The organism is Pseudomonas sp. 008 (genome assembly GCF_016861935.1).
GTDB lineage: Bacteria > Pseudomonadota > Gammaproteobacteria > Pseudomonadales > Pseudomonadaceae > Aquipseudomonas.
The window spans coordinates 1-12,035 of record NZ_BOMA01000001.1 but is presented as its reverse complement, the minus strand read 5'-3'; the positions used below and the strand labels follow the sequence as shown (position 1 = coordinate 12,035).

Genomic DNA, 12,035 nt, shown 5'->3' with positions numbered 1-12,035 from the left:
GATTCGCTGAAGAAGCCACTATCCAGGACTTGTTCACCATACTACTGCCCTCACTGCACGCAGCCAGGGTCTCATGCGATATACGGCACGGCACTCATAGGTCTGGGCGTTGCGTCGCGCCGTCCGACTGACTACCGGATTCGGGCGCATGGCCTGCGTGATCGTCGCGGTACTGATGGCCGCAGCAGCCACCGTGCGCGTCATGCTCACCGCGATTGGCCTGTTCGTGACCGCCATGCCCACCGTGTCCACGATGCATGAACAGATGCATGAGCGGACAGGCCAGCAACAGCAGGAATGGCAAGTAGGGAATGACGTGGGCCCGGTGCTCGGTCAACAGGAAGTACCCGGCGATGGCAAGAAAGCCGAGGAAGAACCCGTTGACACGGCCGGCGCTGCGATGGGGAACATAATGGCGTCTCATAACTGATTCCTCCTGTGGGGTTTACGACGGGCCTCGGCCATGTCCTTATCGAATTGGCGGACGCCGCGAAAAAGTTGCACCCCGACCAAGACCGGGCATAGCAGGAATATCGCTGCTATGGCCAACGATTTGCCCGTCAGCCCCAGCAGGTAAATCGCCGTTGCAATACCCGCGACACTGGTCAGAAGGCAGATAATCAAAACTTCGCGTTTCATGATGTGGCCTCCTGGCTTAAACCAACACGGGCACGTTTAAGCATTGCGGAGTTGGCAACCACCGACAGGGAGCTGAGTGCCATGGCGGCGGCAGCGATGATGGGGTTAAGCACACCAAAGGCCGCGATTGGAATGCCGATACTGTTGTAGATGAATGCCCAGAACAGGTTTTGTTTAATCTTGACCATGGTTGCGCGCGACAGCTTGATCGCGGTCACCACGTCACGCACATCGTTCTTGAGCAGGATGATGCCGCCGGTTTCCTTGGCTACATCGGAACCCGAGCCGATGGCGATGCCGATGTCTGCGGTGGCCAGGGCAGGCGCATCGTTGACACCATCGCCAACCATGGCCACGACCTGCCCTTCGCTTTGCAATTGACGGATCACTGCGACCTTGTCGCTCGGTAAAACCTCGGCAATCACTCGCTCGATGCCCACCTGGCGTGCGACTGCTTCGGCAGTACGGTGGTTGTCACCGCTCAGCAGCACGACCTTGATGCCGCTGGCCAGCAACGCCGCAACAGCCTCGGCCGCTTCAGGTTTAATGGTATCGGCCACAGCAATCACACCGAGCAAACGGTCATCGACTCCGACCAGCATGGCGGTCTTGCCATCGGCTTCCAGACGGATGAGGTGCTCCTCGGCAGCCTCGGTCGAAATGCCTTGGCGGGCGAATAAACGCCGGTTGCCCAGCCAGAGGGTGCGATTGTCGATCTTGCCTTCGATGCCGTGACCGGCGATCCCTTTGATGTCGCTCGCTTTCGGCAGGCTGATATCGCGATGCCGGGCGGCGCGCACAATCGCGGCACCAAGCGGATGTTCCGAACCGGACTCCACAGCAGCGGCGAGCATCAAAACCTCGTGTTCCGACGCTGCGCCTAGCGAAATCACATCGGTTACGTTGGGTTCGCCTCGGGTAATGGTGCCGGTTTTGTCGAACACCACCGTACTCAGTTTTTCTGCCCGCTCCAGCACTTCGCCGCCGCGAATCAGGATGCCGTTATCAGCCCCCTTGCCAACACCGACCATTAACGCGGCGGGCGTCGCCACGCCCAGGGCGCAGGGGCAGGAAATGATCAGCACCGCGATAAAGGCCAACAGCCCTTGCGGAAAACTCCCCGCAACAGACCAGCCGATCAGGGCCAGTATCGCGACTGTCACCACTGCCGGCACAAAGTAGCCCGTGACCTGATCGGCCAACCGCTGGATCTGTGCCGTGCTGGTCTGTGCTTCCTCAACCATCCTGATGATCTGCGCCAGTGCGGTATCGGCACCGATCCTGCTCGCCTTGAAAGTGAGCACCCCACTGCCATTGAGCGTGCCCCCGATCACCGGGCTGCCCGGGTGTTTGTCGACCGGCATCGACTCGCCGGTCAGCATGGACTCATCCACCGTTGACTGACCTTCACTGACATCGCCATCGGTGGGGATTTTCTCGCCAGGCTTGACCACCAGAAACTCCCCGGCCATGACGTTTTCAGCAGGCAAGTCGACCTCTTGCCCGTCACGAATCACATGCGCAATCGCAGGCTTGAGATCAAGTAAGCGCCGTACCGCCGCCGAGGATTTTTTCTTGATGATCTCCTCCATGTACCTGCCAAGCAGTACGAAGGCGATGATGACCGCCGACACCTCGAAATAGACGTCGCGCTCGGCTACCTTGACCGGCAGGACATCCGGGAAGAACAACACCGCGACACTGTAGAAATAGGCGACCGATGTGCCGAGGGCGATCAGAAAATCCATGTTGATGCTACGGGTGCGAATGGCATTCCACGCCCCCTTATAGAAACTCCAGCCGCCGATGAACTGCACCGGTGTTACCAGCAGGAATAGCCAGATACCCCACGTGAACCAAGGGAGTGCCGGGATCGGCACCCAAGTCAGCAAGGTGGCACCCGCGGCCAGCGCGATGAAGGCGCCCGCACGCAGCAGCGCCAAGGCCAATACACCGGTCAGGGCGATAGTCACGCGGGTTTTCATCGCCTTCAGTTCATTTTCTGGCGACTCGAAGATGCGCACGCAACTATCGCTGCAAAAGTAATAGGTGCGCCCGCCACGTTCTCGTGACAACGCCATGGTCATATCAACCATCATCCCGCAGATCGGGTCTTTCGCCATTTTCCCTGATGCAAGCGCCTGCTGGTGTTGGCTGTGCTGCATGTGTGATTCGCTCATCACGGCCTCCTACTCGAAGCAGCTATCAAGGCCTGCCATGAAGCTTGGCGGACAGCCACGCAAACAAGGTACCGACCAACGCGCCCCATACACTCAAGACCAGCAGTGGTCCGACGAAAGTCGCCACACTGTAGTCTTGCGGAGCTTGAAGACGACTGAAGTCGAGTCCATGGAACAAGGCACTGAGGAAAGCAATACCCTGCACCGGCCATAGCGCATAGAGCAACGCACAGATGGTGTAGGAAATGGCCATGGTCAGGGCCAGAGAAATGCCGGTTTTCCAGGGAGCGTTCATGGTTATTTTCCTGAGCCTGGAGGGCTACCAGTAGGAGTGTTGGGGCTGTGGGGGGCTGACCAGGGCAGGAATGCCGGAGTCTGTTCACAGTAAGTTCGGTAGGCATCACCGAAGTGCGCAAGCATCTCCTGCTCTTCTCGCTTCGCCAGCCTGGCGTAGACCAACAGGAGAATTGGAAACATTGCCAGGGTGATCAATGTCGGCCATTGCAACAAAAAGCCAAACATGATCAGCACAAAGCCAGCGTACTGCGGGTGACGGATCCGTGAATACGGTCCGTCGAGCGCCAGTTGGCCAGTGCTTTGGGCCTTGTAGAGCACACGCCAGGCGGCCGCCAATAACCAGAAGCCTCCAGCGATCAGCAGGTTGCTGACAATGTGGAATGGACCCCAGTGTGGATTGACCTTCCACCCCATCATTACTTCGAGCAAATGCCCAGCGTCGTGCGAAAGGAAGTCGATGCCAGGGAAGTGACGAGTGAGCCAGGGCATCAACAGGTAGATCGTCAGCGGGAAACCGTACATCTCGGTAAACAGAGCCACCAGGAACGCCGAGAACATACCGAATGAGCGCCAATCGCGGCTCGTCCTGGGCCGGGTGAAACTGAAGGCAAACAGGATAAACACCAATGAGTTGATGATAACCAGCGACCAAAGACCGTAGGCCGATTCTGTATGGTTCATGGTGGGTGCTCCTCAACAACAAACATCAGAGGGGTGCTGGCTGCATTCACCCCTCCAGCGCCAGAGCCATGTCATTTGCAGCAGCTCTACCGCACATTCACTTTTTCATCGGCATTTCCATCATGGACGACTGCTGCTCCATCATCTGCATCATCATGTCCATCATCCCTTTGCCTTCACTGTCCTTAGCTCCCATACAACCCATCGCACCCTGCTCCTTACTCATCATGGCCATGCTGTCCTGCATCGCTTTCATGCCTTCTTGCAAGGCGGACTGGCGCTCAGCCGGCGTTTCAGCCGCTACTGCTTTGTCATGTGCAGCCTGCATTTTCTGCATTTGCTCGGTCATGGCTTTGGTCATGGTCGTCGATGCCGGGGCGGTGCTCACGGTTGCGTCGGCTGGCGCGTCGGCCGGGTGATGCGCATCCTCGGCAGAGACCATGAATGCACGGCTGGCCAAGACGGCAGCCAAAACCCATTTCGAATGCACTTGCATGATGAACTCCTGAGATTGTGACGGGATAAGCAGGAATAACCGAGTCGCGAAACTGCGACGCAGCAGGACAGAGCAACCCGTGCTCTGCCACTCTGAGGCAGGGGTTAATCGTTGAAACGGACGAAAGTAAGACGTACAGGGCTTTCGGGTGGCGCGGGACGTTTCAGTACAAGAGCGGCGAAGGAGGATTTTTGCTCAGGATCAAACACCATAATCAGGACTGCCGCCGTTAGCAGTAACAGGGCAGCCCAGTGGACAGGATCCGCTGCTGGCATCTGCAATGCAGGTTTTATCGCCGTGGCAGTGTCCTCACAGTTTTGAAGGCAACCATTGGCGTGGAGCGCATGCCCCTCCACCCGATGCTGTTCGACATTGTGTGGCGCGGCCAAATTGTGAATCGGCTGTACCAGACACCCCTGGATTGCCATCACGGTCACAGCAACCACCCATACGGCGAGGATCAGGCGCAGTAGGCGTTGGCGGTGCCGACGAAACCAGGACATGAAGTACAACCTCGACTTGTTACGTCGTATTGATTTTCAGTCTAGCCAGCAAAGCAATGCAGAAGTTGATCAATATCAAATTAGTCGATGGCGCGATCAGGCCCGTCGCATCTGCAGCAAATCCGCCGCACAGGACGCAATCCGCCGACACGCCTCCGCCAGCTTCACCTGGTCCACCACCAGCCCGATGCGTATGTGCCCCGCCGCACTCGGCCCGAAGGCTTCGCCGGCCAGCACCGACACGCCATAACCTTCCAGCAGCCGCTCGGCAAAGTCCTGGGCGCCGAGCCCGGTCTGGCGCACATCGAGCATCACAAACATCCCGCCATCGGGCTTGATCGGCCGGATACCGGGGCAACCGCTCAACCTCGCGCACACCAGATCGCGTCGCTGGCGATACTCCTCACGCATCAGCGCCACTTCCGGCAAATCCTTATCGAGTGCTGCTTGCGCAGCTTTCTGAACGAAATCCGGAATGCCGAACAGCATGCACAACGACAGATGCATCACATGATCGGCCAGAGGTTTCGGGCCGATCATCCAGCCTACCCGCCAGCCAGTCATGGCATGGGATTTGGACAAACTGTTGAGGGTCGCGGTGCGCTCGGCCATACCCGGCAGGCTGGCCGGGCTGATGTGCTCGCCCTCATACAACAGGTCGCTATAGACCTCATCGCTGATCAGCCAGAGGTCATGTTGCACACACAGCGCCGCCAGTTCCTGCCAGCTTTTCAAGGAAAGGCTGGCACCGGAGGGATTGTTCGGACTGTTGAGCAGAATGACCCGGGTTTTAGCGGTGATCAGCGCCGCGACATCCGCCGGCTCGACCCGAAAGCCGTTCTCCGGACGCACCGCCACAGGCACCACGCTCGCCCCGCAGGCACCGAACACGCCTTCATAAGTGACGTACATCGGTTCAGCGATGATCACTTCGTCACCCGGGTCGAGCAGGCACTGGGCAACCGAATACACCGCGCATTGAGCGCCGGGCAACACGATCACATGATCGGCGTCCACCTCCTGGCCGCAGCGCTGCTGATGACGGCTGGCGATGCTGCTGCGCAATGTACGGGTGCCGCGCACATCCGAGTAATGGGTGTCGCCGGCCAACAGGCTGTCGATGGCCGCGTGGACGATCGGCAGCGGCGTATCGAAATCCGGATCGCCGACCGACAGCAGCAGCACGTCGACGCCCTGCTCGCGCAATTCCAGCGCTCGATCGTGAATCTTCCAGGCTGCCGCTCCGTCACCGTCGATTCGTTGGGTCAAGGCTGAATAGCGCATGTACTTCTCCTAACGCGCGAGTTCCAGTTTCAACCCTATCTCAAATCACGAAACGCGCCACCATTGCGTTCAAATCTACCGCCAGTCGTGACAGTTCATGGGTGGCGGCGCTGGTCTGGTTGGCACCGGCGGCCGACTGGGTGGCCAGGTCGCGGATGTTCACCAGGTTGCGGTCGACTTCACGGGACACCTGGGCCTGTTCTTCCGAGGCGCTGGCGATCACCAGGTTGCGTTCATTGATCAGCTGAATCGATGAAGTGATCTGTTCCAGGGCGACACCCGCCGCACGGGCCATTTCCAGGGTGCTTTGGGTGCGCTGATTGCTTTGTTGCATCGACGAAACCGCTTCACCAGTACCGTTCTGAATGCCGGCCACCATTTTCTCGATTTCCTGGGTCGATTGCGCAGTGCGATGGGCCAGCGCCCGGACCTCGTCCGCCACCACCGCAAAGCCACGCCCGGCTTCCCCGGCACGGGCCGCTTCGATGGCGGCGTTGAGGGCCAGCAGGTTGGTCTGCTCGGCAATGGCGCGGATCACGTCCAGCACTTTGCCGATGTCGCGGCCCTGAGTGGCCAGGCCTTCGATCATCAGTGCAGTGTTTTGCACGTCGTGGGTCATGGTCTGGATCGCGTCGACGGTTTCCACCACCCGGTCACGACCTTCACGGGCGGCCGCGGTCGACTGGTTCGAGGCTTCGGACGTCGATACTGCATTGCGTGCTACTTCTTCCACGGCGGCGGTCATTTCGTTGACGGCGGTGGCGGCCTGTTCAATTTCGTTGTTCTGCTGTTGCAGGCCACGGGACGCTTCCTGCGTCACGGTGCTGAGTTCTTCGGCGGCGGCGCCCAGTTGCGTCGCGGAGCCGGCGATCTGTTCGATGGTCTTGCGCAAGTTCGTCTGCATGGCGGCCAAGGCACCGAGCAAACGCGCCGGTTCATCGTTGCCGTCAACTTCGATGACCTTGCTCAGATTACCGCCGGCGATGGTTTCAGCCGCCAGTACCGCACGGTTCAACGGTGTGAGGATACTGCGGGTCAGCAGCCAGGCCAGTAGCACGGTCATCAGGGCAGCTATCACCGCCACCGTCACGATGCCGATAAAGGCTTCGCTGTAGTGCTCGCCCGCTTTCGCCGACGCGGCTTTGGCATCGGCGGCGTTGATCGCTATCAGTTTGTTCAGTTGCTCGCCCATCTGATCAGTACCTTCCTTGATCCGCGTGTTGATCAGGGTGCGCATCTCATCGAGCTTGTCCTGCCGCGACAGCTCCAGCATCTGGCTCTGGGCCTGCATGTAGTTGTCGAGGGTTGCCGAGAAGGTTTTGTACAGCGCGGCTTCTTCAGGGCCAGCGGGCAAGGCGGCATAACTGGCTTGGGCGCTGCGCACCTTATCGACGAGCGCGCCGACGCGGGTCTGGGCTTCCTGCAATGCCGCCGGGTCACGGTTGACCAGGACGCGGAACGAGAGAATTCGCAGCCGCAGGACGTTTTCCGTCACGTTGCCCAAAAAACCGATGCTGGGTAGCTGCGTCATCTCCATATCGACAGAGGCTTGGCGAATAGTCGACATGCGGTTCACGGCAAACACACCCAGCACAATGACCAGCAGGGCAATGAAGGCGAAACCGAGGAAAGCTCGAGGCGCGATTTTCAGATTACGCAGGGACATAGGATGATCTCGGTAATTGAGGCGGCGAGCATCCTTGCGGTGATCACTGGCGGGCGGGCGATGGCGCGCACCTTTCAGTTTGGCGCCACTGTTGTAATAGGTTTGTGTACGCCTATTGGCTGTATCGGCCGGGGATTAGGTTTTTTGCAGGGGTCTGGAGAAATATTTTTCAAACGTGTAGCAGCTGCCGAGCCTGCGAGGCAGCTGCTACTGGGAATGGTGTCAGTTCTGGATTTTGCGGGCGGCCACTCGCCAAACCCGCGCGATGTCACTGGCGCGCTCACGCAGCAATCGCGGCGCCTCGGCGCAGGCCTGCTCCAGGGTCATCGGCCCGCTCGCCAATGCAAAAGCCGCATCGATGCCATGCTCGTACAGCGCCTGATACCCCTCGCCCAAGGTGCCGGCAATGACGATGACTGGCACGCCATGCAGCCGTGCAATGCGCGCCACGCCAAACGGGGTTTTGCCGCGCAATGTCTGGGCATCGAAACGGCCTTCGCCGGTGATCACCAGGTCGGCGCCTTTGACCGCTTCGGCCAGCCCCACCAGCTCGGCGACCACTTCCACACCGGCCTGGAATTGCGCGCCGAGAAACGCCTTCGCGGCAAACCCCAGACCGCCCGCCGCGCCACTGCCCGGTTCATCGCGCACGTCCTTGTCCAGTGCTTGCGCGCAGAGCTCGGCAAAATGCCCGAGAGCGAGGTCCAGCTGCTGGACTTGCTCGGGCGACGCGCCTTTCTGCGGGCCGAAAATCGCTGACGCACCGTGAGGGCCGCACAGTGGATTATTGACGTCAGCGGCGATGTCGAAACGCACCTCGGCCAGGCGCGGGTCGACATCACTCAGGTCAAGACGAGCCAGTTGCGCCAGCGCCAGACCACCCGGCGCCAGGGTTTGGCCCTGGGCATCCAGCAGTTTCACCCCCAAGGCCTGCATCGCCCCGGCGCCGCCGTCATTCGTGGCACTGCCACCAATCGCCAGAATCACTCGTTGCGCCCCGGCATCGAGCGCAGCGCGGATCAATTCGCCGGTGCCGAAGGTGCTGCTGGTGCAGGCATCGCGCAGGTTCGTCGGTACCAGTTGCAGGCCACTGGCCTCGGCCATTTCGATGATCGCGGTGTGGCTCTGCGGCAACCAGCCCCAGGCGGCATCGACCGTGGCGCCCAACGGCCCGCGAACACGGGTGCGGCGCAGTTCCCCATCGCATGCGGCCAGAATCGACTCGACCGTGCCTTCGCCACCATCAGCCATCGGGCACTTGAGCAATTGCGCGTCTGGCCAGACCTGCGCCAATCCCAACGCGATGGCGTCGGCCACACCTTGGGCACTCAGGCTGTCCTTGAACGAATCGGGGGCAATGACGATTTTCATGCGAATTCTCCAGTTCCAATGCGTCCATGCTGCCAGCAGGCCTGAACAATAACGCCGGTCCGCTGCACAAGCGGTCGTGAGGATTATTGTTCAATTTCACAAAACCCTGGCCCGCACTGTTCGTCGGTAGCAGCTGCCGAGCCTGCGAGGCTGCGTTCGGCGACGCAGCCGTCGTGAAATCATGCGGCGCGGTGTGTCAGGTAAGCCGTATTTATAGAATTTACGACGACTGCGTCGCCGAACGCAGCCTCGCAGGCTCGGCAGCTGCTACATGGTGGTCGGCAGTTCGGTTTGGGGCAGGAGCTGGACGCCAAGGTACAGCGCGAGCATTCCGTCCAGCTTCAGCGGATCGACGCCGCTGAGTTCGGCGATTCGCTCCATGCGGTAGCGCAAACTGTTGCGGTGGATGCCCAAGGCATCGGCGCAGGCCTGGCTCTGGCCGTCGTGTTCGCACCAACTGCGCAGGGTCGCCAGCAGTTGCCCGTTACCGTCCTTGGCGATGACTTTACGCAGCGGCCGCAGCAGTTCATCCAGCGCATCGTCGTCGCGGTGCCGCCAGAGCATCACCGGCAGCCGATAACGGTTCAGGATCAACAAGCGCGAATGCGGCAACACATCGCGCCCGTAGGCCAGCAAATCGCCGACCCGTCGATAGCAGCGACGCAACCCCGACAAGCCGTCGGCCTGCCCGCCCACGGCAATGCGCAAAATGTTCCAGCCCAGGCCATCGAGCTTTTCCAGCAATCGTTCGTTCTCGACCGCAGGCGTCGCCGGGCGGCACCAGAGCAACGAAGATTTGGCCGAGCTCACGCACCAACTGTCCGGGTAGCGCGACATCAGCCAGGCGCTGAGCGCTTCGACGGTCTGGCTCGGGCCGTGTTCGATGCCCAACTCGAACAGATACGGCACTCGTGTCAGCTGCGGCTTGAGCCCCAGTTGCTGCGCTTCATCCAGCAACCGTGGCGAATCCCCTGCTTCGCTCAACAGCAATGCCAGCAGATCGTCGCACCGTTGGCGCCGCCATTGCTGCTCGGCCTGCTGATTGCGCTGGGCCACCAGCATCTCGGCGGTCATGCGCACCAGTTCGGCGTAGGTGCGCAATTGCTCCGGTTCACCGGTGATGCCCAGCACACCAATCAAGCGCTGATCGAGCAACAGCGGCAGATTAATGCCCGGCTGCACGCCTTTGAGATGGATCGCTGTTTGCGCGTCGATCTCCACCACGCGCCCGTTGGCCAGCACCAGTTGCGCGCCTTCGTGACGGGTGTTGATGCGCTCCGGCTCGCCGCTGCCAAGAATCAGCCCCTGACTGTCCATGACATTGACGTTATAGGGCAGGATGGCCATCGCCCGGTCGACGATGTCCTGGGCCAGGTCGTGATCGAGTTCGAACATAGCGGGGATCCTTGAAAGCGTGATGGGACGGGTTGTTCACCCGCACAGGCCAGGGTTGCAAACCCTGTGCTCAGGCACAAAGACAACCACCCAAGGGGTGGCCGAGACTCACCGGGCGATCAACGTTACCCTTGCGTCGCAAAAAATCATAATAAAGAGAGAGCCCGCCATGTCACAGAGCGCCACCGCTACCCTGGCCAACGCTGACGACAAGAACGCCGTCTACAAACGCATTACCTTGCGTTTGATCCCCTTCATCTTCATCTGCTACCTGTTCAACTACCTCGACCGGGTGAACGTCGGGTTTGCCAAACTGCAGATGCTCGACGCGCTGAAATTCAGCGAAACCGTGTACGGCCTCGGTGCCGGAATCTTCTTTATCGGCTACGTGCTGTGCGGCGTACCGAGCAACCTGGCGCTGAGCAAAATTCGGCCCGCGACGCTGGATCGCGTTGATGATGATGACGTGGGGAGCGCTCTCGACTTGCCTGCTGTTCGTCACCACACCTACCGAGTTCTACACCCTGCGCCTGTTCACCGGTGCCGCCGAAGCCGGGTTCTTCCCAGGCGTGGTGCTTTACCTTTCGCAGTGGTTCCCGACCTTCCGCCGTGGCCGCATCATGGCGCTGTTCATGTCGGCGATCCCGGTGTCGGGCCTGCTGGGCAGCCCGTTTTCCGGCTGGATCCTCAACCACTTCGGCGCAGGCCAGGCCGGTTTGGCCGGCTGGCAGTGGATGTTCCTGCTGCAAGGCATCCCGACCGTGATCCTCGGCGCCCTCGCCTATTTCCTGCTCAGCGACAGTTACGCCAATGCCAAGTGGCTGACCCCGTACGAGCGTTCCGTGCTTGAAGCCGACCACGCAGAAGACCTGGCCAGTAAACCGAAAACGACCACCGACTCCTTGCGGGCAGTGTTCAAGAACCCGGCGATCTGGGCCTTTGGTTTGATCTACTTCTGCATCCAGAGCGGTGTTTACGCGATCAACTTCTGGCTGCCGTCGATCATCAAGAACCTCGGTTTCAGCGATAACCTGGTGATCGGCTGGCTCAGCGCGATTCCGTACTTGCTGGCGGCGGTGTTCATGTTGATGGTGGGCCGCTCGGCGGACCTGCGCAAAGAACGTCGCTGGCATTTGGTGGTGCCGATGCTGATGGGCGCGGTCGGTCTGTTGATCGCCGTGAACTTCGCGACCACGCCGGCCATCGCAATTCTCGGCCTGACCATCGCCACCATGGGCGCCCTCACCGGCCTGCCGATGTTCTGGCCGGTGCCGACGGCGCTGCTGAGCGCGGGTGCGGCGGCCGGTGGTCTGGCGTTGATCAACTCCATGGGGCAGATGGCTGGGTTCCTGAGCCCGTATCTGGTGGGTTGGGTCAAGGACAGCACTGGTTCGACCGATGCGGCGTTGTATCTGCTGGCCGGGGTGATTGTGTGCGGCAGCTTGCTGGCGTTGCGCATGACCCGGACGCTGCGGGTGTAATGATCGTTCCCACGCTCCGCGTGGAACGATCAATCGCCAACA

The 12,035-nt window shown here is 60.4% G+C and carries 11 protein-coding genes and 1 pseudogene; 1 reads left to right on the top strand and 11 read right to left on the bottom strand.

Features of this window, described 5'->3' with window-relative positions:
* Nucleotides 1-94: 94 nt before the first annotated feature.
* From JUI81_RS00060 to JUI81_RS00010, 11 genes are all read right to left on the bottom strand, one after another.
* Nucleotides 95-424, bottom strand: a complete 330-nt coding sequence (locus JUI81_RS00060; protein WP_204123318.1) for a DUF2933 domain-containing protein — start codon at nt 422-424, stop codon at nt 95-97.
* Complete coding sequence (locus JUI81_RS00055) at nt 421-639, bottom strand: hypothetical protein (RefSeq protein WP_019578814.1); 219 nt, start codon at nt 637-639, stop codon at nt 421-423. The genes JUI81_RS00060 and JUI81_RS00055 overlap by 4 nt, the downstream gene beginning before the upstream one ends.
* Nucleotides 636-2,819, bottom strand: coding sequence for a heavy metal translocating P-type ATPase (locus tag JUI81_RS00050; protein ID WP_204123317.1), 2,184 nt, complete (start codon nt 2,817-2,819; stop codon nt 636-638). The genes JUI81_RS00055 and JUI81_RS00050 overlap by 4 nt, the downstream gene beginning before the upstream one ends.
* Nucleotides 2,820-2,844: 25 nt before the next feature.
* Nucleotides 2,845-3,114, bottom strand: a complete 270-nt coding sequence (locus tag JUI81_RS00045; RefSeq protein ID WP_204123316.1) for a DUF5676 family membrane protein — start codon at nt 3,112-3,114, stop codon at nt 2,845-2,847.
* Between the two features lie 2 nt (nt 3,115-3,116).
* Entirely contained in the window at nt 3,117-3,797 is a 681-nt protein-coding gene (locus JUI81_RS00040) for an isoprenylcysteine carboxylmethyltransferase family protein (protein ID WP_204123315.1), read from the bottom strand.
* Between the two features lie 97 nt (nt 3,798-3,894).
* Complete coding sequence (locus JUI81_RS00035; RefSeq protein ID WP_096480256.1) at nt 3,895-4,293, bottom strand: hypothetical protein; 399 nt, start codon at nt 4,291-4,293, stop codon at nt 3,895-3,897.
* A 104-nt stretch (nt 4,294-4,397) separates the two neighbouring features.
* A complete protein-coding gene (locus JUI81_RS00030; protein WP_019578809.1) occupies nt 4,398-4,796 on the bottom strand; it encodes a hypothetical protein in 399 nt (132 codons plus the stop codon).
* A gap of 96 nt (nt 4,797-4,892) precedes the next feature.
* Nucleotides 4,893-6,080 (bottom strand): pyridoxal phosphate-dependent aminotransferase, encoded by a 1,188-nt coding sequence (locus JUI81_RS00025; RefSeq protein ID WP_028940652.1) that lies wholly within the window; start codon nt 6,078-6,080, stop codon nt 4,893-4,895.
* A 40-nt stretch (nt 6,081-6,120) separates the two neighbouring features.
* Nucleotides 6,121-7,746 (bottom strand): methyl-accepting chemotaxis protein, encoded by a 1,626-nt coding sequence (locus JUI81_RS00020; RefSeq protein ID WP_204123314.1) that lies wholly within the window; start codon nt 7,744-7,746, stop codon nt 6,121-6,123.
* Between the two features lie 222 nt (nt 7,747-7,968).
* On the bottom strand, nt 7,969-9,117 hold the full coding sequence (locus tag JUI81_RS00015; RefSeq protein ID WP_204123313.1) for a glycerate kinase: 1,149 nt from the start codon (nt 9,115-9,117) through the stop codon (nt 7,969-7,971).
* A gap of 267 nt (nt 9,118-9,384) precedes the next feature.
* Nucleotides 9,385-10,512: a sugar diacid recognition domain-containing protein gene (locus tag JUI81_RS00010; RefSeq protein WP_096480259.1), complete on the bottom strand. Its 1,128-nt coding sequence runs from the start codon at nt 10,510-10,512 to the stop codon at nt 9,385-9,387.
* Nucleotides 10,513-10,681: 169 nt separating this feature from the next.
* Here JUI81_RS00010 and JUI81_RS00005 point away from each other — a divergent pair.
* Nucleotides 10,682-11,993 (top strand): annotated as a pseudogene (locus tag JUI81_RS00005) (MFS transporter).
* The last annotated feature ends 42 nt before the right edge of the window (nt 11,994-12,035 follow it).

Bases quoted from the DNA above. Each gene is read 5' to 3' on its own strand.
- JUI81_RS00040 (WP_204123315.1), bottom strand. From the start codon at position 3,797: ATGAACCATACAGAATCGGCCTACGGTCTTTGGTCGCTGGTTATCATC.
- JUI81_RS00060 (WP_204123318.1), bottom strand. From the start codon at position 424: ATGAGACGCCATTATGTTCCCCATCGCAGCGCCGGCCGTGTCAACGGG.
- JUI81_RS00050 (WP_204123317.1), bottom strand. From the start codon at position 2,819: ATGAGCGAATCACACATGCAGCACAGCCAACACCAGCAGGCGCTTGCA.
- JUI81_RS00020 (WP_204123314.1), bottom strand. From the start codon at position 7,746: ATGTCCCTGCGTAATCTGAAAATCGCGCCTCGAGCTTTCCTCGGTTTC.
- JUI81_RS00045 (WP_204123316.1), bottom strand. From the start codon at position 3,114: ATGAACGCTCCCTGGAAAACCGGCATTTCTCTGGCCCTGACCATGGCC.
- JUI81_RS00055 (WP_019578814.1), bottom strand. From the start codon at position 639: ATGAAACGCGAAGTTTTGATTATCTGCCTTCTGACCAGTGTCGCGGGT.
- JUI81_RS00015 (WP_204123313.1), bottom strand. From the start codon at position 9,117: ATGAAAATCGTCATTGCCCCCGATTCGTTCAAGGACAGCCTGAGTGCC.
- JUI81_RS00010 (WP_096480259.1), bottom strand. From the start codon at position 10,512: ATGTTCGAACTCGATCACGACCTGGCCCAGGACATCGTCGACCGGGCG.
- JUI81_RS00025 (WP_028940652.1), bottom strand. From the start codon at position 6,080: ATGCGCTATTCAGCCTTGACCCAACGAATCGACGGTGACGGAGCGGCA.
- JUI81_RS00030 (WP_019578809.1), bottom strand. From the start codon at position 4,796: ATGTCCTGGTTTCGTCGGCACCGCCAACGCCTACTGCGCCTGATCCTC.
- JUI81_RS00035 (WP_096480256.1), bottom strand. From the start codon at position 4,293: ATGCAAGTGCATTCGAAATGGGTTTTGGCTGCCGTCTTGGCCAGCCGT.